The organism is uncultured Gimesia sp., assembly GCF_963972345.1.
Lineage (GTDB): Bacteria > Planctomycetota > Planctomycetia > Planctomycetales > Planctomycetaceae > Gimesia.
Genome location: NZ_CAXAVM010000121.1, coordinates 1 through 21,402, shown reverse-complemented (window position 1 = coordinate 21,402; position 21,402 = coordinate 1). Strand labels below are relative to the sequence as shown.

The following is a 21,402-nucleotide window of genomic DNA, read 5'->3' as shown; positions in this document are numbered from 1 at the left end:
ATATCTTCATGGATCATTAATTCTTCGTCCGACAGATCCAGTTCGATGTGCGCGTTGGGGGAAACAATCGATTTCATAATCTCGACTGTTTCCTGGATGACACGATTCAGATTAAATGTCATCGAGGCAAAGGTACGGCGACCGGAATAGGCCAGCAGCCGTTCGCAGATTTTCGCAGCATGACGGGCTGCCATTTCAATGCTTTTCACATAAGGATTGACGGGAGATTTCTCATCCAGTTCCATTAATACGAGATTCGTATTCCCCAGGATTGCCAGCAGCAGATTATTGAAGTCATGCGCGATTCCCCCTGCGAGAACTCCCAGGCTTTCCAGTTTCTGGGCATGCAGCATCTGGGCATGCAGGTGATCCTTTTCCTCTTCCATCTGGATACGATCGGTGATATCCCGGATCACTTTGATATAACCGGTAATCTGGTTATCCGAGCGTCTGAGCGGAGTCACAATCGTTTCTCCCTGAAAGCGGGAGCCGTCGGCACGCAGATACTCGACGATAAATGGTTTCAGCACCCGGGTATTCGGGAAAGAAACCCGGTTAAACTGCTCTTCGTACAGACTGGAGGAGACAATCAGCTCACAAATCGGCCTGCCCAGCAGATCCGCTTCCTTACAACGGAAATGAATCTGGATCGACTCGTTACACATGACGATATTATGACTGCGGTCCGTAACGATCATCGCATCGGTCACGGAATGGAAAATGGTCTGCAATAAGATCCGTTGCCGGTTTAATTGTTCGATGGTTTTCTTGCGTACCGTCACATCAATTGCCAGCCCGATACAACCGATAATCTGATCATTCGAATTTCGCAGAGGCTCAATATGAATATCAAAGATCGTATTCTGCAGCTGCTGTTCAAACCGGACCGATTCGCCTTTGAGCGTCCGGTTGTGCATGGCCGTCATATTGACCGAGACATCCTGAGACTTATGTAAATCATAAATTGCTTTACCGACGGTTTCATCCGGCTGGATCCCCAGCTGGTTCAAGCCGGCACCGACAATCGATGTATATTGATTATTGCAGTCAGTCGTCCAGAGGATCGCGGGAATCTGATCCATGATAATCCGCAGCCGCGCTTCGTTCTCCAGGCGAATCTGCTGGGAGCGTTTCAGATCATCAATATCGATATGGGTGCCAATCAGCTGGAGCGGCGTTTTCTGGGGACTGTATGCGGAAATTTTGCCCCGGGTCAGAATCCATTTCCAGTTCCCGCCGCTGGTCTTCATCCGAATTTCGGCTTCGTACGAACTGGAACTGCCTGAGATATAATCTTCCAGAGATTTTAAGGTGGGAGGCAGGTCATCCGGGTGGACCAGACTTTTCCAGGTCTCGAATGACTGGGCCAGATCACCAGGTTCATACCCCAGCATTGAAAACCATTTATCATCGTATTTCGTTTTGCCGGTAATAATATCGAAGTCCCAGAGACCGATTTCAGAACCACGCGCCGCCATCGTGATTCGCAGTTCACTTTCCTCCAACTTTTTCTCTGCCTGCCTGCGGTTCAATTCCGCCGCAGCCCGATATGTGAAGTTCTGAATCACGGGCAGTTGACACAGGTCTTCATAGATTGGCCTGTCGCCCAGCAGTACCAGGTGTCCCTGAACGTCATTGTTTTTATCGACCATCGGCAGGCTGAAATAGGATTCGATCCCATGTTCGGCCAGGAAAGAATCCTGGGGATATGCCGCTGCTACCCCTGAGGGAATCATATAGGGTTCAGGACCGATCGCATGCTCACAGGGTGAACCTTCTACTGCATATTCGAAATCGGGTACCACTTCTCCATCGAAACTGACACCGATGGTCTGACAGCTACGTATTTTCTGATCTTCTTTTTTATGCTGCACCAGGCAGACGCATTTTAATTTTAAGGCGAGCGACAGTTGCTGGACCAGACGTTTGAAAAACGCTTCTCCTGTCACATCGCTGGTGGCATTCGTCAGCAGATGCATCAAACGTTCGTTCTGACGTTGAGTGGTGACCTCATTCAGCAACCAGAGTTGTCGATCCTCGTTATTGGGAAGTGTGACTTCGCATAACTTTTGAATTCCCTCACTGAATTGCACCCAGATTTCCGGAGAATCTGATGGGGTTGCATCAGTGGCAGTTTCGCCCTGAATCGCATCGAGTTCAAATAATCGCTCCAGATTCTGTTCAAACAGCGCGGGGCTCTCGCTTGAGTAGCCTAATAATTCAGAGGAACGCTGATTAATCAACAGTGTTTCTCCCGACCGATACACCACTCCGGCGGGAATACTTTCGATTATTAATTTAATGGATGCATTGTCGGAAACTTGCGGATAGGATTCAGTTGTTGAATTCTGCGTTTTTTGCGTAGTATCAATGCGGAACTGTTTTATGTTCCCTCTCGTGGAAGAGAAGTGGTACTTCATACACTGAAACTCCCCGAATGCTACTGATGTTCAAAGAATCGGGTCATTCCTTACAACCCCTGACTTTGATTTGACATAGGTAGGCACATGCTACAAAATTAAAGTTGGAATCGATATACCAAAAATAGAATCCTGAAGATTTGGTTCACAAATTTACCCTCAGGGTCTCCTGCCTTTTCAGTCCTAAAAGAAAGCCCACAGCAGTGAAGAATTCTCTAATACTGGCCCTGTGTCTGCTCACAGCCGGCCTTGCTGCCGTCTCCCCAAATCAGGTCAAAGCCAACGAGCAGCAACTGGAACTAAAACCGCACGATCATATTGTATTCATTGGCAATACGTTTCCCGAACGGATGCAGGACGCAGGCTATTTCGAAACGCTGCTCCACAGCCGTTTTCCCGAAAAAGAACTGGTCGTACGAAACCTGGGATGGTCCGCCGACGAGCTGACGTTGCGTCCCCGCTCCAAAGATTTCCAGGATCACGGCCATAACCTGGAAGACCACAAGGCAGATGTCGTCATTGCCTGCTTTGGTTTCAATGAGTCTTTTGCCGGCAAAGCGGGACTCCCCAAATTTGAAGCCGACCTGAAAAACTTCATCGACACCACACTGGCCGCTAAATACAACGGCAAATCACACCCGCAACTGGTTCTCTTTTCCCCCATTGCCAATGAAAACCTGAATCGACCTGGCCTGACAGAGGGAAAAGAAAATAACGAACGCATCAAGCTCTATACCGACGCGATGAAAAAAATCGCTGCCGAGAAAAATGTGATCTTCGTCGACCTGTTCACTCCCAGTAAAAAACTGATGGAATCGGGTGACCAGGATTTAACCTTCAACGGCATCCATCTGACTGACTACGGCTACCAGCAACTCGCTCCCGTGATTGATGAAGCGCTGTTCGGCCCACGTGATTCAGCGGGCTCCACCGTGGACATGAAGAAGCTCCGCGCGGAAGTCCTGGAAAAGAACAGACAGTTCTGGTACGACTATCGCGCCGTCAACGGCTATTACATTTACGGCGGCCGCAAAGAACCGTTCGGCGTGGTCAACTTCCCTGCAGAGTTTGCCAAGCTCCGTAAAATGATCGACAATCGCGATAAACGCATCTGGGCGGTGGCACAGGGCAAAACCGTTCCGGTGAAAATCGACGACAGCAACACAGGTGACTTCGCGGACATCAAAACCAATGTCAAAGACCCGGAGTCGATTAAAATCACGTCTCCGGAAGAATCAAAAAAACACTTCGAACTGCCGGAAGGCTTCGAAATCAATCTGTTCGCTTCCGAAGTCGAGTTCCCTGAACTCAAGAACCCCGTGCAGTTCGCCTTCGACAGTAAAGGCCGCCTCTGGGTCTGCACAATGGCTTCCTATCCCATGTACCTGCCTGGCAAAGAAGTCGATGACAAAATCCTGATCCTGGAAGATACGAATGGTGATGGACGTGCCGACAAACAGACGGTTTTTGCCGATGGCCTGCATCTGCCCACGGGAATTGAACTCGGCGATGGCGGAGTTTATGTCGCTCAGCAGCCGAACCTGGTCTTCCTGAAAGACACCGATGGCGACGACCACGCGGACCACAGGGAAATCGTCCTGCACGGTTTCGATTCCGCAGACTCCCATCATTCCATCAGCGCATTTACCTGGGGCCCCGGCGGCGGACTGTATTTCCAGGAAGGGACATTCCACCACAGTCAGATCGAAACCCCCTATGGTCCGCAACGACTGTTGAACGCGGGCATCTTCCGCTATGAACCACGGACGGAAAAAACGAGTATCTTTGTCTCGTACAACTATGCCAACCCCTGGGGTCACGTCTTTGATCGCTGGGGACAGAACTTTGTCGCCGATGCTTCCGGCGGAGCCAATTACTTCGGCACTGCTTTTTCCGGTGACCTCGACTATCCACGCAAACACGCCGGCATGCAACACTTCCTGAAAAAACAATGGCGACCAACCGCCGGTTGTGAATTCGTATCCAGCCGCCAGTTTCCGGAAGAACTTCAGGGGAATTACCTGCTGAATAACTGCATCGGGTTCCATGGCGTACTGCAGTATAAAATGAAAGAAGATGGTTCGGGCTTCGCTGCCGACCCGGTCGAACCACTGGTCAAATCAACCGACACCAACTTCCGCCCTGTGGATCTGCAATTCGGCCCTGATGGTGCCCTGTACCTGATTGACTGGTTTAATCCCCTCGTCGGTCACATGCAGCATTCCATTCGTGACCCGAACCGCGATGCACAGCACGGCCGGATCTGGCGTGTCACTTACACGAAAAAGCCATTACTCAAAGACCCGAATATCGCAGATGCTTCCATCCCGGAACTGCTCGACCTGCTGAAAACCTATGAAGACCGGGTGCGGTACCGTGTTCGTCGTGAACTGCGTGTCCGTGATACCCAAGAAGTGATCAACGCCTTAAACAAGTGGGTTGCCGGTCTGGATTCCAAAGAGGAAAACTATCAGCATCACCTGCTGGAAGCACTCTGGGTCCGCCAGAGCCTGGACGTGGTTGATGTCGATTTCCTGAAACAGATGCTGCAATCTCCCGAACCCAAAGCACGGGCCGCCGCCACGCGTGTCCTCTGCTATTGGCGAGATCGCGTTGACAACTCTCTGGACCTGCTGCAGGTTCAGGTCAATGATGAAAACCCACGCGTTCGCCTGGAAGCCATCCGCGCACTCAGTTTCTACCACGATCCACGTGCACTTGAGATTGCCGTTGAATCTTTGATTCACCCGCAGGATTATTACCTTGAGTACACCTTGAAAGAAACGATGGACACTCTCGAAAAACGACTCGAAGCCGAGTAATTTTCGAGTCACACCTGAAGGAATCATCAACCATCCCGGATTCAATCCGTTTTCCGGGATGGTTTCCCTCACCTTCTATCCCATTGATACCAGGCCTTCCGACAGCCTGTTTTGTTTTCCTGCCTTATACAGAGTTAGTTTCAGAATGAGAAATCGACCCCGAATTATTTCTGCCTTATTCCTTTCAGCAATCACATTGCTCCTGGTCTCAACTTACCAGAGCCCGGCGACAGCCCAGGGCAGTGCTTCACCCATGATGAAGCTTCTGAAAAGTGGCCGCGTCCCTGCCTCGCGCCAGGGCACGATTATTGAATTGATCTGCCGCAAGGGGAATCCGGAAGAACTCGGCTTTATCTGGGAACAGATCATTAACGATAAGTTCCAGGCAGACGTCAAACAGGAATCGCTGCTCGCGCTCAAAGAAGCATTTCAGAATCGAAAAATCAAACCCGCCGGTAACCTGGCCGATATCAGTAAACTGATCGAAGCCAAACCTCCCGTCAATCAGATCGCGATTGAGTTGGCCGGTTTGTGGAAAGTCTCCGGCGCAGCAGACAAATTGCAGCAACTGGCGCTCTCTGCCAGAACCGATGAGAAATTGCGAATCGCAGCCATCGACGCGCTGGATTCCATTGGTGGTCCCGAAAGCGTCCAAGCCATGCAGAAACTGACGCAGGCAGACTCACCCGCTGATATCCGCTACCTGGGTGCAGCCGCCCTGGTCACCCTCGATCTGCAGCAGGCTATCAAAGCAGGCATCAACATCATGACGTCTTCCAAAGAAGGTGATCCAACACCGTTTATTGAAGCAATCCTCGACACCCGGGGCGCCGCCGATCAGCTGGCAGCCGCACTGGCGACTCAACAAATTCCCGAAGATGTCGCCAAAAAACAGCTGCGTTACATGTACTCTGTAGGCCGTAGCGATAAAGCCCTGAGCGATGCCCTCAGTAAAGCAGCCGGCATGTCCAGTGAAGATAAAGAACTCACCGAAGAGGAATTCAAACAACTGCTCGCCGATGTGATCGAGCACGGCAATGCCGATCGCGGCGAACAGATTTTCCGCCGCGCCGACTTAAGCTGCATGAAATGCCATTCTGTCAGTAAAGCGGGAGGCGAAGTCGGCCCGGACCTGAGTCCCATCGGCGCCAGTTCACCCGTCGACTATCTCGTCCGTTCCATCCTCTACCCTAACCAAGCCGTCAAAGAAGCCTACCAGACCTATGTCATCATCACCATCGAAGGCAAAATCATTCGCGGCATCATCGTAGACCGTAATGAGGAGCGAGTCATTCTGAAAGACGCCAATGGCAAAGAAATGGTGATTCCCGTGGATGACATCGATGACGAAGCAGAAGGGGGATCCCTGATGCCCCAGGGGCTCACCAAATTCCTGACACGCGATGACCTGGTGAAGTATCTGTCCGTGCTGGGTAAACCGGGTCCGTACGCGATCCGCTCGAAACCGACCATTCAGCGCTGGCTGGCCATGCGGGAGATTCCCAGTCTGCTGCTGACGAATGAAAACCCGGACGAAGAACTGTTTGAAGAACACGTCCTGCGGGCGCCTGCCACCGCATTTGTTCCGCAGTATGCCATGGTGGCAGGTTTGCTTCCCTTTGAAGAGTTGAAAAGCCTGAGTACCGACTCGAAAATTCTGCTGCAGGCCGAACTCGATGTCACCGAAGCGGGCACCGTAGGTGTTCGCATCAACTCCGCGCAGGACACCCGCATCTGGATCGATTCACAGCGCCTGAAATCACAGACAGAAAATGAAATCGAACTTTCGAAAGGCATCCATAAACTGACGCTGTTGATCGATCTTTCAAACCGGAATGACCCGGGCGTGCAGGCAGAGTTCTTTAAACCAGCCGGCTCGAAAGCATCCTTCACAGTGGTTGGCGGAAAATAATCACGGTCCGACTTGCCCCTACAGCGTCGGCTTAGGGGCTTCAATCGCTTCGTCCTGTTCAGCAGTCGCTTCCGGGACATACGGATGAGTCTTCTGCCATTCCTTCCAGAAGGTGGCGGCATGCGTATTCCGCCAGAGCGCCAATGCATTTCCCACGTGACTGTAGAAGGTATATTTCTGCAGAATCTCTTCTTCGGTGTGCGAAGTCGTATTCTGAATCACCCACTTCGCAGCTTTCACAATCTGCTCATGCGGAGGATGCAGCTCTTTGGGAGCAATCGCCAGCCATTCCAGGTGATGCCCCGTGGCAATCACGTTTTTGTATTCGGGAATTTCTTCGGTACTGGTCAATGCAGCCTTACCTTCCATCCAGTTGGCAGGCCAGTGGCCATCCTCAAACTGACACTCACTGATCAGGTCACGCACCCGTTCCAGGTAGGTATATGCGTCTGCCCGTGCCGAATCGGAAAGAATATCGAACTCGTCGTCCAGGCGAATCAGCAGCATCAGCGAATATACCCGGTGAGTGCCCACACAGACACCGTATTTCTTATGTCCGCGGATCAGTCGCCGTGTCAGTTGATCAAACGAAACAGTCCGCCCATCGGTCGTCTGCCACGCTTTCACGGGAGGAATCCACAAACCAAACGCCATCGCCGACCATTCGACTTCGCGTTCATCCAGACGAAAGTCCCGCAATGACTGTTGAATCACATCATTGACATCCATGTCGCGGCGGGAGGGTGCGAACACGGGCGCATCTCGATGGATGCCTGCTTCGGTCAATGAAGCCAGCCAGTGATCGTGGTGAACCGAGCCCCCCACCTGACTGCCCCAGCGAATTGAAATTCCCGCTGGTTCATCAATCAGCAGCGGCGAAGCTTCCTCACCCCACGATGCCAGGAAGCGGCCATGGTCGGTCAGGAAGTCACACATCTCAGTTCCTGAAACGACACTCGGGTCCTGAAACGTGGAATGAATACTCCAGGTACGCAAGGCATGTTCCACATGGTTGGGCTTCAAATGTTTTCGGGGAAACTTCGGGCGTACCTGTTTCAGTACCGCGGCCAGCTCTTCATCGGTCACCACAGACGGATCGTCATACAATGCCGAAACCCGCAGTGGCTCTTCCCGCTCGATTTTCACTTCCGGGTAGAAAGTCTGATCCAGAAATGTGCTGTTGAATGACTGGCGGGTATCGCGTGAGCCCAGGGTATACGCTCCGCAAAAAGCAACTACCACCAGGGCCTGAACTGCAATCATGGTTTTCGATGACAACTTGCGTGATTTCATGACAGATCTCGATAAAGTTTGATGAGAAGAACGAGGTAATTATTGAATGGGATGCGATTACGATTACTGAATGGGATTGTTTCTCAATAACACGACAGTGCCATCATCTTTGTACCCCACACGCCACGCACCATCCCGTTCCAGACGACGCATCAGGGGATTTCGCCTGGGCAGGTCCAGCACAACCGTGTTCACTCCATACCGTTCCAGTAATTCCTCAGCATCGCCGGCAGAATTCACGATTCTCAGGTAATGATCCCAGACTTCGCGGGGCAACAGATGCACGTGGGAGTTTGCAAATACAGCTGCTTTTTCCGGGCCTTCCCAGAGCAGGTAGTCCCCCAGTTCCATCGAATTGAACAGCTGGCCTTCAATTTTCTTTTCCTTGAGATATTCCGTCGCCCCTATCGGTGTCGACGCCGAAACACTCTTTTCGAAATCTACCTGTTTGCCATGCAGAACCTGTGAGCCAAACGGGGTAATCGCAAAACAGATCCAGACCATCCCCACAGAGACGACCGTCCATTTCCCGGCACAATAAACTTCTTCCGCTTCGGGATCAGCCAGTTGTCTGCGTTTGTGTCCACAGATTGCTGCACCATGTATTGCCAGGTAATAAGCGGCAACAGGCGCCCACCAGAGTACCATGCGGGAACTCCACATGGCGGCAGCTCCCAGTCCCGCCAGCAACAGTAATTCGACAGTACCAATGCGACGTGGAGTAAATCGGCTGGCAATCACCAGCAGCAATGCCAGCACCGCGGCAGTTTTCCCCTGGAACATCCGCAGTGTAAGCGGGTTCCATTCGATAAGTGCTTCCAGGTTGGGATTCGAAGAAAAGCCAAAGACTTCTGAATACAACTGGATCCCGTAGGGATTAAACAGGACGGCAACCGCCGAGAGTTCCAGCAGCACGAAATAACGACGGGTGACACTGTCTCCCAGCATGGCTTTCCACGAACCCGCCTTTCGGCCCACATCCACGGCACGCCCCACGAGGAAACAGCCAATCAAACCCAGTCCCACCGGGAATGATCCATGCAGATTCGCCCACAGCGCGAAGACAGCGGGAATCAGAAACCAGTAGAACTTCCGCCATTGGCGGGCATTTAATAATGAGAATAAAAGCACAAAGCAGAGCAGGCCTGACAGTTGTGGCCGAACGATCCCCAGTTGTTTCCAGTCGCATAACAGAAACGCAGAGACACAAACCAGGCTCCACCAGAAACCGCCGGTGCGCTGTTGCACCCGAAACAGTAACAGTCCCAGGCAGACGGTAATTGCAGCCGCGTATAACAGTTTAATTCCTGCGACACCGAAGATTTCAAAGGTTTTAAAGGCAAAAATCTGCGTCAGCCAGGCGGTATCAATAAACGGCACTCCTGAGGACAGCGGAACCAGTGGCTCCAGTGCGGGAATACTGCCCGTTTCCCAGATCAGCTGACCGTACGACAAATGACCCCAGATATCCGTATGCCAGAGCGGCATCGAACTGAATAATACAAATGAAACACAGAGTACACAGACCGAGAAGAAGGTAAATCGCGAAACGCGCAATGCTTCCGGAAAGCGATCGACCAGGACCGCATCTTCGGTCTGTTCTTCGTCAGGATTCTGATTCGTAGAGTCGTTCTGATTTTCCAAAGCGGTAGCCATAATAAACAGATCGAAATGCAAGGGGTATTAATGACATCATATGTTGCCCGGACAGGTCAATCGAGGGAGATCAATGAATTCAATGGATCTCTCAGCGAAAATCCCTGCTGCGCAGCATCACAACAGACTGGTTTACGCAAAGAATAGGTCAGATAAGCCAGTGGTGAAAAACTGTCTTGCGGGAATCATGAATGTCGCTAAAAAACAACATGACAACTTGACCTTCACGACAGATGTACCGATTTTACTGATTTCAGGAGTCACTCAGATCAGCGCGAGCGTAACCATTTAACCGGAGCATTCTCAAACTGATAGACCCGTTTGCATGGAACGGAAGTCGCTTTAGTAAAACGGGACACAGTCTAAAGTGTCACCCCCTCCACCGCACTCTGAGGAGATCCCGGATCAACCGGAGGCGCAGACAGATCGCGTGGCCGGGGCGCCATCCGCCGATCGGACTCTCTTAGAAACAGAAACTCATTCCCGGCTTGATCTGATTCTGGTAAAGGCACATCCACTGACGCCACGGCAGACTGATCCAGCTTGAATCGCTCCAGCCAGGCATCGGATTCATCGCCGAAGACTTCCGAGACAATTCCCAGCGCTTCCTGCTTCTGCTGTTCTGAACCGAACTGTTTCCAGATCAAACGCGTAATCTCAACTCCCTTATCATACGAACGATTCCGTTCCAGCGAACGCAGCATGATCTCCCAGGAACGCAACGGAACAGCTTCCGTCCGAAACAGGCTCAGTGCCAGCTCTGCACTGATCTTGGGTTCGCCCGGCGACAGTTCCATCCCCTTCTGCAGGTACTCAATCTTTTGTTCGAGATCGTTTTCATGTCGCGCCAGATACCAGTAGTACTTACCATTCCAGACCGGATGACATACCAGGTAGGTACCGGGGATAATCAAAACCTGGGACAACACAAACAGAAACCGGAGGGTTCCGGCAAAACGTGAGCGATTGATGATGACGGCCCCCGCCAGGATACCGTAGATAAACCCGGAAAGGTGCGCGGCATTCGCAATATTCAGAATACCGAAATGCGTTAATACAAAACACAGGATCAACCAGCCCAGTCCCCAGTTGATTTCACGATCGGTAAAGACCTCTGCGATTTCAGGATGAACACGGCGGAGCATCATCAACAGCCCGAACATCGCGAAAGCGCCCCCCGATAATCCAACAGGGTAATGTTCCAGAAAGTATTCCGGCAGGAAGGAAACATAAGTCGCCAGGATCAGAAAGGCAGCGTAAACCCAGTGTTTCATTACAGGCTCAATCAATCGCCCTAAAAAACCGATCGCCAGGCAGTTCATCAGCAGATGCAACACATCACCGTGGTGAAATCCACTGATCAGGATCCGCCACCATTCCCCCGACCACAGATCAAAGGGGCCTCCCGTCGGGTACTCTTTTTCTTCTACCAGGGGATGATCGTGCACAAAGACCAGAGGCTGAACAGCCCCCAGTTTCCACAGCGCATCGTCAAAACTGCCCTCGTGGGAGATCCCCTGATCGATTCTGTAAATCTGTACCGCCAGAAACAATCCAACGGCAATCGCAATATAGGCCGCTGTGATGGGATACTTTGAACAGGCTCTTCGCAGTGAGTGAAACATGAAAAACGATTGATCATTAACAAAAAAGAGTGACAGACACACACAGAATAGCTGATTCAGCAGGCTTTGACACCTGTAATTCAATTTCACTCTCTCGAACTTCATCAAAAAAAGATCCCTCTTTCCTGATCTGCCGATTTTCGGTAAAAAACGCCTGTTCGTTTCAATACTTTCAGAGAAAGCTCGCGATGATCCATTCTGGTATTCGTCGAATCCCGTGGTCGATTCTCTGCTGCATTCTGGTCCTGATGGGGTGCGGACTGGCGGGAATTGCGCGCGGAGACGAACTGGTCGGCGAGGGAAACTATTTCCAGAAGCAGTGCCTCTGGATCCTGATCTCGCTGACCGCGCTGACCGCTACGATGCTGTTTCCCTATCGTAACCTGCGTGGCATCAGCTATCCCCTCTTTCTTGGCACACTTCTGCTACTGATTGCTGTCTTTTTTATTCCCGCGGTCAACGGATCCCGACGCTGGATTCCACTCGGATTTTTCAAATTTCAGCCGTCCGAACTCGCGAAAATCACCTACATCCTCGCCCTCGCACATTACCTGATGTATCGCAAGAACTACCGACGGATTCCGGGACTGATCGTGCCTTTCATTCTGACCTGTGTCCCCGTGTTTCTGATTCTGCGCGAACCCGACCTGGGAACATCGCTGCTCTTTTTTCCCATTCTGTTTGCAATGCTGTTTTCTGCCGGGGCGCGGCCCAGACACCTGATTACCATCGTCCTGCTGGGAATCTGCACGCTGCCCCTGCTCTGGCTGGAAATGAACGCAGAACAGAAATCGCGTATCGTCGCATTATTCACTCAGCAGGATGGAGGCGAGTTACCCAAAGGCGACGGTTATCATCTCTACCAGTCCAAACAGATGCTGGCACTGGGAGGAGTCTGGGGCAGCGAAATTGCCGGCATGCCCGTTGACGATCCCGCAGCCTATCACCTTCCGGCGGGTCGTACCGACTTCATTTTCTGCCTGGTCGGCGAACGATTTGGCATGACAGGTTGCCTGTTTACAATCCTGATCTTTTCGGCATTGTATATTCGCGGCCTGCAGATCGCGACCGCCACCCGCGAACCATTCGGACGTCTCGTCGCAGTCGGCATCGTGACTCTGCTTGCTTCGCAGACAATCATCAATACCGGAATGACAGTCGGCTTGATGCCGATCACCGGGATGACACTCCCCCTGATGAGTTACGGAGGCACCAGTATGCTCAGCACCTGCCTGGCACTGGGATTGCTGATCAATATCTGCATGCACCCCGGTTACGAAATGAACGCCGAACCTTTCCGGTTTTGATTCTCTCTTGCTTCTTCAGTAAGAATGTTTCTGCAGATCTGCCGCGAACCCGTACGATTTGGTTTTGTACACATTCACGCACGCCTGGAAACAGATACAATATTGCCACTATGACGCTGACTTCTTTCCCGACGATTCCCTGAATTCGCCCTCAGCAAGAAAAACTTATGACCACGACGACACCCAATTTTTCAGCAGCCCGATCCCGAATTCAAGCGGTTTACTCTCCCGAACTGCTGTCTGCTGCCAGTCAGACTTTAAGTGAATTACTCACGCAGCATGCGCGGTCGCTGCAGCTCGAGACTACCAACGTCCTCAACTGGGCACATCCTGCAGAGAACTTCAAAGATGCGCTGCAGCAACTCAACCAGGCCCCCGAAATAGGAGAGGGGGAATGGGATGTCCCTCAAATCGTTGCCGCGTTCCGTCAGTTGGCTCAGACCATGCTTGACAGGGGACACAACCTGCAGAACCCCCGTTATATCGGTCATCAGGTCCCCGCTTCGCTGCCTCTGGCCGGTCTGTTCGAAGCGATTGTCTCGGTGACCAACCAGGTGATGGCCGTCTATGAAATGGGACCCTGGGCTACTTCTGTCGAATTGGCGATGATTGAATCACTGGGTCGGGAAATCGGATTCACGCCGGGTACGTTCGCCGGCCTGGTAACACACGGAGGCTCGCTGGCAAATCTGACCGGACTGCTGGCGGCCCGCAACCTGAAATGCCCTGAACTCTGGTCACAGGGTCCACAGGCACAACTGGAAGCGATCCCCGTGATCCTGGTTTCCAGCGATGCCCATTACAGCGTAACCCGTTCCGCCGGTATCTTAGGCATCGGAGCAGACAATATCATCAAGGTTCCCCTCGATGATCGACGCAGAATGAATCCTGCTGCGCTTGAGGAACGGATCCTCTCCTGCCAGGCGGAGAACAAACAGATTATTGCTGTCGTCGCCTGTGCCTGTGCGACCCCCATCGGTGCCTTTGATCCTTTAAACGAAATTGCCGATCTGTGCGAACAGCATGATCTCTGGCTGCATGTTGACGCCGCTCATGGCGGTCCTGCCTGTTTCTCAACGCAGCACAGGCATTTGACCGCCGGTCTGCACCGGGCGGACAGCGTGGTCTTCGATGCCCACAAGATGATGTTTATGCCCGCGCTCAGCGCATTTCTGTTTTATAAGGATAAAGCACATCAGTTCTCAGCCTTTCAGCAGCAGGCCGCGTACCTGTTTGATCCTTCTGCTCCCGAAATTGCAGAATACGATATCGGCTTGCGAACCGTCGAATGCACCAAACGCGCCAACAGCTACGCGCTCTGGGGGATCTGGTCCCTGTTCGGAAAAAGCCTGTTTGCCGATCTGGTGGACATCACCTTCGCTACCGCCCGGACATTCTATGAAATGCTCCTGCAGGCTTCCGATTTTGAACCGGTACACGAACCCCAATGCAATATTGTCGTCTTCCGCTACCAGTCCGACTGGCTCAATGCCTTGCCGCTGGAACAACAGAACCTGTTCCACTTCAAGTTGAGGCGGCAACTGATTGAATCCGGGGAATTTTACATCGTGCATTCCGTCATAAATGAACAGGCGGCCTTCCGGATTACCGTGATGAATCCTTTGACAACCGAAGTCCATCTGAACCAGTTACTAAATACGATTCGACACAGAGCCGGCGCGCTGCAACAGGCATTTGACGAGCCTCCACTGGTCGATCATTGTGAACAGACTTGACAATTCAGGATCAGATCGAAAGAATCACCGCTCAGAAAAGACAAGATCACTGTCTCTTGTTATAATAGGTCGACTGACCTTGGATGAAATTATGTTGTGTTTGAAATCGCCAGTGGGTGAATTCAGATTCGAAATGGAGAAGCGAGATTATGAGCGGCCCGATTGTTCGAACAGGTACGACTCCCAAGTTCTGGGAAAATTACGACAAGATCTTCGGCGATCCAGCCAAAAAGGGCACCAAAAAGAAAGCAGCAGCCAAAAAAAGTACAAAGAAGAAGGCTGCTAAAAAAACAGCAGGCAAAGCCCCTGCTGCGAAACCTGCTGCCAAAAAAGTGACCGCTAAAAAAGCAGCAACGAAAAAATCGCCCAAAAAACAAACGAAGAAAAAATAAACTGATTCCGGAACAGACTCCCAGATACTGATCCGGCAGGCGCTATTCCGGTTGACGTCTGATGGCTACATAAGGTGCTCAAGTTCAGTGAACCCTGAATCCACAGCGACTAAGATACCGTACCCAGCCATTCTCATGATTTTATTGATCGGCGGATCGTTTGCCGCAGATTCATTCCTGCGGTTTCCGGTACCAGGCACGAACGAACCGCACTATCTGACCAAGGCACGTCATTACTGGAATCCACAGTGGTGCGCCGATGATTTCTTCCTGGAGTCTTCGAACGCGCATCTCTTTTTTTACCAGACAGTCGGTGCCGTCACACAGGTGCTGTCGTTACCGCTGACAGCAGTGCTGGGCAGACTGGCAGCATTCCTGTTACTGGCGATCGGCTGGTATCGACTGACTGGTGCGCTCTGTCCCGGCTACTGGTCACCATTAATCACAGTCTGGTTCTACCTCGCGCTGGCGGCAATCGGGAACTTTTCCGGGGAATGGATTATAGGCGGGCTGGAAGCCAAGGTCTTCGCATACGGTTTCCTGTTTCTGGCGCTGGCCAATGCCTGTGATCAAAACTGGAACCGGGCAGGCATTTACACCGGGCTGACGATCACCTGGCACCCTGTGGTGGGAGTCTGGGCACTGGCCTGCGGTCTGTTTGCGCTGGCCTGCATGAGTTGCTTCAACAGAAAGAACCTGGATCGCAGGACGCTGCTCCATTCTGTCAAAGCGGCGATCCCCGCCCTGGGATGCCTGATTCTCTGTTCGCTGCCCGGCCTGATTCCCTCCCTGGCGCTACTGGTGCAGGGAAACCCCAAAGACAGTTTCGCTGCAAACTACATTCAGGTTTTTTACCGACTGAAGCACCACCTCGACCCGATGGATTTCGATCTCTTCAGCTACCTCATGTATGCGGTGCTGCTGATTGCCTGGCTGCTGCTGACACGTAAGCAGAGCCCGTCGTTTACCAGTCGCTTCTTTCAGTGTTTCATCATCGGTTCTGTGGGACTGGCCTGCATCGGGATACTGCTGGGTGCCGGCCCCAGACCTGCCAGCGAAATGCCTTATTACGCATTTCGCATGTCGCTACTCAAATTCTATCCCTTCCGACTGTTTGACGCTCTACTTCCACTGGCCTTTTCCATCGCCTTACCGCGCCTGATTCAGCATCATCTTTTCGAGAATACAGCAGAGAAAACCAGACCCGCGTGGCTCTCGCTGTCTCTGCGCAAAATGATTCTGGCAGTTCTCTGCCTGGGAATCTTTACGGGCACCCTTTATTCCGCCTGGCAACACCCTCCGATCCATAAGATGTCATCCGCGCAGCGGGCTGACTGGATCGACGCCTGTGAATGGATTCAGGAACACACCCCCGAGGAATCACTCTTTCTGACTCCGGCTCATGAAACCGATTTCAAATGGTATGCTCAGCGACCGGAATATGTGACCTTCAAAGACTGCCCCCAGGATGCGAGCGGCATTGTGGAATGGAATCGACGCCTCAAGTACCTACGAAAATGGGGCCAGGAATATTATAATGAGGGCTTTGATGATCGTGCCTTACAGGCATTGCACCAGCAGACCGGCATTACGCATCTGCTGGTAAAACGTCTCGGCCCCTTTACAACCATCGACCCGATCTATCAAAATCGTACTTATAAGGTCTACCAACTTCCCTGACTTCCTGCCTCCGGCTGATTTACTGATGAAAGCGACCGACTCACCCATGAATCATCTCAACCGAAATTTCTGCAGCATCTGCCTGGGACTCATCCTGCTCTTGAACCTGTCGTTACCCACTCCTCAGACAGGAGTGCCGGCTACCTCTCTGTTCGCGCAGCCTCCGGCTGTGAAAACAGGTGACTGGCCTTATTTTCTCGGGCCGGAACAGACGGGCATCTCGGCAGAGACAGGTCTGATCGACAGCTTCCCCCAGTCCGGCCCCCCGCTGCTCTGGGAAAAAAGAATTGGCACGGGTTACAGCGCTCCCTCTGTGCTGGGTAATCGCCTCGTGATCCATCATCGTCCGGAAAAAGGAGAAGACGAGGGGAAAGAAGTCATTGAGTGTCTTACTGCAGATACAGGTAAGGAACTCTGGAAGTACGCTTACGAATCTGATTTCCGCGATCCTTACGGCTACAACAACGGCCCACGCTGCTCGCCCCTGCTGACCGAACAGTTCTGCTTTACGTTTGGCGCACAGGGCAAGCTGTACTGCCTCAATATCAAGGACGGCACCCTGGTCTGGCATCGCGACTGCCTGGAAGAATTTGATGTTCCCCCCGGATTCTTCGGCGTCGGTGCCACTCCCATTCTGGAAGGCAACAAACTCATCGTGATGGTCGGCGGCAAACCGGATTCCGGCATGGTCGCCTTCGATGCGAAGACAGGTAAAACACTCTGGCACAATGTCGGTAAAGATGTTTGGAACGGCACTTCAACAGGCTGGGAAAGACTGCCTGTCTACAAATGGCGCGGCAATGAGAAAATATCCAGCTACTCGTCCCCCATTGCCGTCACCATTCACGGGAAGCGGCACCTGCTCTGCCTGATGCGACAGGGGCTGGTCTCTCTCGATCCGGAAGATGGTTCGCTGAATTTCAAATACTGGTTCCGGTCTATGATCAACGATTCCGTCAATGCCGCCCGACCGGTTGTCATCGATGATAAAATATTCCTTTCCGCCGCCTACCAGGTAGGCTCGGCGTTATTGCAGGTGGAGCCGAACGGCAAAAGCTATAAAGAACTCTGGCGTGACCCGACCAACATGCTGACCCACTGGTCGACGACCATTCATCACGATGGTTATCTCTACGGTTTCAGCGGTCGCCACGAACGTGGTGCGACGATGCGCTGCGTGCGACTGTCTGACGGCAAAGTCATGTGGGAAACCGATGGCGCAGCCCCCGTCATCGACAAAATCAAACGCAATTCACTCACTGGACAGTTCCAGTGGATCGATTCCGGCAAAACCGCCCCCTACCCTCTCTATGGGCGCGGCTCCGCGATTCTGGCCGACAACAAATTCATCGTACTGGGAGAAAAAGGCACGCTGGCGATTGTCAAAGTAGACCCGCAGGAATTTCATGAAGTCTGCCGGACGTCATTCCCGCAAATCAATTATCCCGCCTGGGCAGCCCCGGTACTCGCGCACAAGAGACTGTACCTCAGAAGCGAATCGCATCTGATCTGCCTTGACTTTGCGAAACAGCAGTCTGAAAAGAAAGAATAATCGCGCTACCTGACATTGTTTCAGAAGCGAAATTATTCTTCGTCTGCGAGATCCTGAGCTGACGTCACACGCTCAGTATTCTGCTGACCGGCAGCCTGGTTCCAGTGCGGCCCGGTTAAAGCATCCAGCAGTTCAGAATAACTGGGACGACTTTCGCCATCCGTCAGCTTCAGACTGTCGGGCATGTTTTGTGGTTCGTCTTTAACGCGTTCGACATGCGCGCCTAATGAGATCAGTTTCTCTTCCAGGCGTTCATAGCCGCGATCCAGATGATAAATCCGGCGAATCACGGTCTCTCCTGCGGCTGCCAGGCCGGCCAGAACGAGTGCGGCACTGGCACGCAAATCAGAGGCCATCACACAGGCACCACTTAAGCGCGACACACCATTCAGAATGGCACTGGCCGATTCTCGACGGATATTCGCCCCCATGCGTGCCAGTTCGGAAGCATGCATGAAACGATCCGGGAATACCTTATCGGTGACAATACTGATACCGGGCACACACGCCAGCAGCGACATTAACTGTGCCTGCACGTCTGTGGGAATGCCGGGATAAGGCAATGCGATGCAGTCAACCGATCGAAGTGGCTGGGTCACCTGCACCGTGACAGACTGTTTTTTTGCCGGCTGATCGGGAAACTCGAGTTGAATCGTCACACCAATTTCCCTGAGCTTTTCAATCACAGCCGTAATATGATCGGGCCGGACCTGTTTCAGACAGACATTTCCCCCCGTGATGGCAGCGGCGATCATTAAAGTAGCTGCTTCAATGCGGTCCGGGATGACTTCGTGTTTCACGCCATTGAGTTGCTCCACTCCCTCGATGGTCAAAAACGGAGTTCCCAGCCCTGCGATTTTCGCTCCCGCTGCATTCAGAAAGTTACCGACGTCGACCACTTCGGGTTCACAGGCCGCTGACTCAATGGTGGTTGTTCCTTTTGCCAGCGCGGCGGCGACCATCACATTACAGGTCCCCGTAACCGTACTCCCGAAGGCACCACCCAGGAATATATTGGCGCCGCGCAGACGGTCTGCTCTCGCGATCACATAACCCCGGTCTACACGAATCTGCGCTCCCAGCGCGGACAGACCTTTCAGATGCAGATCGATCGGTCGATCGCCGATATTGCATCCACCCGGTAACGAGACACACGCCATGCGACGTTTGGCCAGCAGGGGGCCCAGCACACAGACACTGGCCCGCATGCGACGCACCAGTTCATAATCGGCAATACAGGATGTTTCATCGACTGTCTTGAGACGTACCGCGCCATCCGGATCGCGGTTCACATCCATGCCGAGAGAACCCAGAACCTGCGACTGCGTTGTGACGTCGACCAGATCAGGGATGGAGCACAGGGTGGTTTCGCCTTCACAGGCCATCGCAGCCGCCATCAGTGGTAATGCGGAATTCTTGGCACCACTGACAGAAACGCTGCCGGAAAGCCGCTCGCCTCCGCGAACGATAAACATATCCATCCCTGGATCTCCTGTTGTAGATTAAACGTCGATTTGCAGACGCAGTATAGAAAATCCGTTCATTTTAAGATAGGCAGTTTTTGCCCGATTATCACCCGGGCCCGCCCCGCCAGATCCGCTTTGACCCTCACATTTGTGTATTCACCAGTGGCTTTAAACAGCGACAGTAAATCGGGTTCCTGCTCAGGTGAGAACTCAAGCATCAACAAACCCTTGTCTTTTAAATAGCCTCCCGCCTGCTGAATGATCCTGCGATAAAAATCCAGCCCGTCCGTTCCTCCTGCTAATGCCAGGCGTGGTTCATGCTGCCTGACATCTTTTTCCAGCTGCTCGATTTCCGCATCGCGAATGTAAGGCGGATTACTCACAATCAGATCGAACAAAGTTCCCGGCGCGATCTGATCGAAACAGTCACTGAGCCGAAATTCAACCTGATTCGATAACTCATTGGCGGCGGCGTTTTTTTGTGCAATTGCCAGCGCTGGCTCACTGATGTCTGTTGCCAGAAATTTTGCATTCTGACAATTCGCAGCAGCTGAAATCGCGATGCAGCCACTTCCGGTACACAAATCCAGAATGAAAGGGGCCGTTAATTTCTGCGCCTCATCGACCAGTTCCATGACCAGCGTTTCCGTATCGGGACGGGGCACCAGTACGTTCTTATCGACCTGGAAATCGAGCCCGAAGAACTCGCGTTTTCCCACCAGATAGGCAACCGGTTCGGAATTCGCCCGCCTTTGCACCAGTTGTCGCATCAGGGCGCGTTCCTGCTCTGTGACGACATCTTCGTAATTGGTATAGAGGCGAATCCGCTCGCAGTTGCGCGCGTGTGCCAGGAGAACTTCGGTATCGAGACGCGGTGAATCGCTGCCGTGCTTCGCTAAATGGGCGGTCGTCCAGTCCAGAATCCGACGGACAGTCCAGGGTTCCGAAGCAGCCCCGGAGGTGTGATCCGATGATGGTGAGTTCTCATTCACGGCACGATCCATCGTTGTTACAGCTAACCGTTAATCGGCAGGCTCGTATTTATTTTTTTGAGCCGTCGCCCAGTAAACGCTCTTCTCGGTCAAACTGCAACAGGGCATTGATGAGATCATCCAGGTCACCCTGCATGATCTGATCAATTTTGTAAAGGGAAATGTTGATGCGGTGGTCCGTCACGCGACCTTGCGGGAAGTTATAGGTACGAATGCGCTGGCTGCGGTCACCCGAGCCAATTAAAGTCCGACGCTGGTCGGCACGTTCATCTGCCGCCTTCTGCTGCATCTGTTCCAGCACGCGACTACGCAACACGCGCATCGCCTTGGATTTGTTCTTGTGCTGACTTTTTTCATCCTGGCACTGCACCACGGTGCCGGTCGGCAGGTGAGTGATGCGTACGGCGCTTTCCGTTTTATTCACTTTCTGCCCGCCAGGACCACTCGCGTGGAATGTATCGAGACGAATGTCATCCGGCTTGATTTCCACTTCGATCTCACTGGCTTCAGGCAGCACGGCTACTGTAGCAGCACTGGTATGCACACGGC

The 21,402-nt window shown here is 52.5% G+C and carries 14 protein-coding genes; 7 read left to right on the top strand and 7 right to left on the bottom strand.

Annotated elements, in window-relative coordinates; translation table 11 throughout:
- Nucleotides 1-2,243, bottom strand: a 2,243-nt coding sequence (locus AACZ40_RS18765) for a PAS domain S-box protein (RefSeq protein ID WP_339675408.1), incomplete at its 3' end; no start/stop codon positions are given.
- A 380-nt stretch (nucleotides 2,244-2,623) separates the two neighbouring features.
- On the opposite strand from AACZ40_RS18765, the gene AACZ40_RS18760 reads away from it, so the two are divergent.
- Both AACZ40_RS18760 and AACZ40_RS18755 read left to right on the top strand, forming a co-directional pair.
- Nucleotides 2,624-5,242 (top strand): PVC-type heme-binding CxxCH protein, encoded by a 2,619-nt coding sequence (locus AACZ40_RS18760; RefSeq protein WP_291170888.1) that lies wholly within the window; start codon nucleotides 2,624-2,626, stop codon nucleotides 5,240-5,242.
- A gap of 145 nt (nucleotides 5,243-5,387) precedes the next feature.
- A complete protein-coding gene (locus AACZ40_RS18755; RefSeq protein ID WP_339675406.1) occupies nucleotides 5,388-7,154 on the top strand; it encodes a HEAT repeat domain-containing protein in 1,767 nt (588 codons plus the stop codon).
- 18 nt (nucleotides 7,155-7,172) lie between these two features.
- On the opposite strand, the gene AACZ40_RS18750 is transcribed toward AACZ40_RS18755, so the two are convergent.
- From AACZ40_RS18750 to AACZ40_RS18740, 3 genes are all read right to left on the bottom strand, one after another.
- The gene (locus AACZ40_RS18750) at nucleotides 7,173-8,447 is read right to left on the bottom strand and encodes a hypothetical protein (protein ID WP_291170886.1); all 1,275 of its coding nucleotides are present in this window, start codon (nucleotides 8,445-8,447) and stop codon (nucleotides 7,173-7,175) included.
- A gap of 63 nt (nucleotides 8,448-8,510) precedes the next feature.
- Nucleotides 8,511-10,103 carry a hypothetical protein gene (locus AACZ40_RS18745; RefSeq protein WP_291170884.1) on the bottom strand — a complete coding sequence of 531 codons (1,593 nt, stop codon included), beginning with the start codon at nucleotides 10,101-10,103 and terminating at the stop codon, nucleotides 8,511-8,513.
- Nucleotides 10,104-10,465: 362 nt separating this feature from the next.
- Nucleotides 10,466-11,728 (bottom strand): rhomboid family intramembrane serine protease, encoded by a 1,263-nt coding sequence (locus tag AACZ40_RS18740; RefSeq protein WP_291170882.1) that lies wholly within the window; start codon nucleotides 11,726-11,728, stop codon nucleotides 10,466-10,468.
- Between the two features lie 188 nt (nucleotides 11,729-11,916).
- Between AACZ40_RS18740 and AACZ40_RS18735 the strand changes: the two genes are divergently transcribed.
- From AACZ40_RS18735 to AACZ40_RS18715, 5 genes are all read left to right on the top strand, one after another.
- Nucleotides 11,917-13,035: an FtsW/RodA/SpoVE family cell cycle protein gene (locus tag AACZ40_RS18735; RefSeq protein ID WP_291170880.1), complete on the top strand. Its 1,119-nt coding sequence runs from the start codon at nucleotides 11,917-11,919 to the stop codon at nucleotides 13,033-13,035.
- Nucleotides 13,036-13,202: 167 nt separating this feature from the next.
- Entirely contained in the window at nucleotides 13,203-14,771 is a 1,569-nt protein-coding gene (locus AACZ40_RS18730; RefSeq protein ID WP_291170878.1) for an aminotransferase class I/II-fold pyridoxal phosphate-dependent enzyme, read from the top strand.
- Between the two features lie 149 nt (nucleotides 14,772-14,920).
- Entirely contained in the window at nucleotides 14,921-15,163 is a 243-nt protein-coding gene (locus AACZ40_RS18725) for an RNA polymerase subunit sigma (RefSeq protein WP_291170876.1), read from the top strand.
- Nucleotides 15,164-15,298: 135 nt separating this feature from the next.
- Nucleotides 15,299-16,843 (top strand): DUF6798 domain-containing protein, encoded by a 1,545-nt coding sequence (locus tag AACZ40_RS18720; protein WP_291170874.1) that lies wholly within the window; start codon nucleotides 15,299-15,301, stop codon nucleotides 16,841-16,843.
- 25 nt (nucleotides 16,844-16,868) lie between these two features.
- Complete coding sequence (locus AACZ40_RS18715; protein ID WP_291170873.1) at nucleotides 16,869-18,395, top strand: PQQ-binding-like beta-propeller repeat protein; 1,527 nt, start codon at nucleotides 16,869-16,871, stop codon at nucleotides 18,393-18,395.
- Nucleotides 18,396-18,427: 32 nt separating this feature from the next.
- Here AACZ40_RS18715 and murA read toward each other — a convergent pair whose 3' ends face one another.
- The 3 genes from murA to AACZ40_RS18700 form a co-directional block, all read right to left on the bottom strand.
- Complete coding sequence (murA, locus tag AACZ40_RS18710) at nucleotides 18,428-19,876, bottom strand: UDP-N-acetylglucosamine 1-carboxyvinyltransferase (protein ID WP_291170870.1); 1,449 nt, start codon at nucleotides 19,874-19,876, stop codon at nucleotides 18,428-18,430.
- 59 nt (nucleotides 19,877-19,935) lie between these two features.
- The gene (prmC, locus tag AACZ40_RS18705) at nucleotides 19,936-20,853 is read right to left on the bottom strand and encodes a peptide chain release factor N(5)-glutamine methyltransferase (protein WP_291170868.1); all 918 of its coding nucleotides are present in this window, start codon (nucleotides 20,851-20,853) and stop codon (nucleotides 19,936-19,938) included.
- Nucleotides 20,854-20,902: 49 nt separating this feature from the next.
- The coding region (locus AACZ40_RS18700; protein ID WP_339675400.1) for a peptide chain release factor-like protein at nucleotides 20,903-21,402 on the bottom strand (500 nt) is incomplete at its 5' end.

Excerpts from the sequence above, each read along its gene's own strand:
- AACZ40_RS18755 (WP_339675406.1), top strand. The coding sequence starts at position 5,388 with ATGAGAAATCGACCCCGAATTATTTCTGCCTTATTCCTTTCAGCAATC.
- AACZ40_RS18750 (WP_291170886.1), bottom strand. The coding sequence starts at position 8,447 with ATGAAATCACGCAAGTTGTCATCGAAAACCATGATTGCAGTTCAGGCC.
- AACZ40_RS18745 (WP_291170884.1), bottom strand. The coding sequence starts at position 10,103 with ATGGCTACCGCTTTGGAAAATCAGAACGACTCTACGAATCAGAATCCT.
- AACZ40_RS18740 (WP_291170882.1), bottom strand. The coding sequence starts at position 11,728 with ATGTTTCACTCACTGCGAAGAGCCTGTTCAAAGTATCCCATCACAGCG.
- AACZ40_RS18735 (WP_291170880.1), top strand. The coding sequence starts at position 11,917 with ATGATCCATTCTGGTATTCGTCGAATCCCGTGGTCGATTCTCTGCTGC.
- AACZ40_RS18730 (WP_291170878.1), top strand. The coding sequence starts at position 13,203 with ATGACCACGACGACACCCAATTTTTCAGCAGCCCGATCCCGAATTCAA.
- AACZ40_RS18725 (WP_291170876.1), top strand. The coding sequence starts at position 14,921 with ATGAGCGGCCCGATTGTTCGAACAGGTACGACTCCCAAGTTCTGGGAA.
- AACZ40_RS18720 (WP_291170874.1), top strand. The coding sequence starts at position 15,299 with ATGATTTTATTGATCGGCGGATCGTTTGCCGCAGATTCATTCCTGCGG.
- AACZ40_RS18715 (WP_291170873.1), top strand. The coding sequence starts at position 16,869 with ATGAAAGCGACCGACTCACCCATGAATCATCTCAACCGAAATTTCTGC.
- murA (WP_291170870.1), bottom strand. The coding sequence starts at position 19,876 with ATGGATATGTTTATCGTTCGCGGAGGCGAGCGGCTTTCCGGCAGCGTT.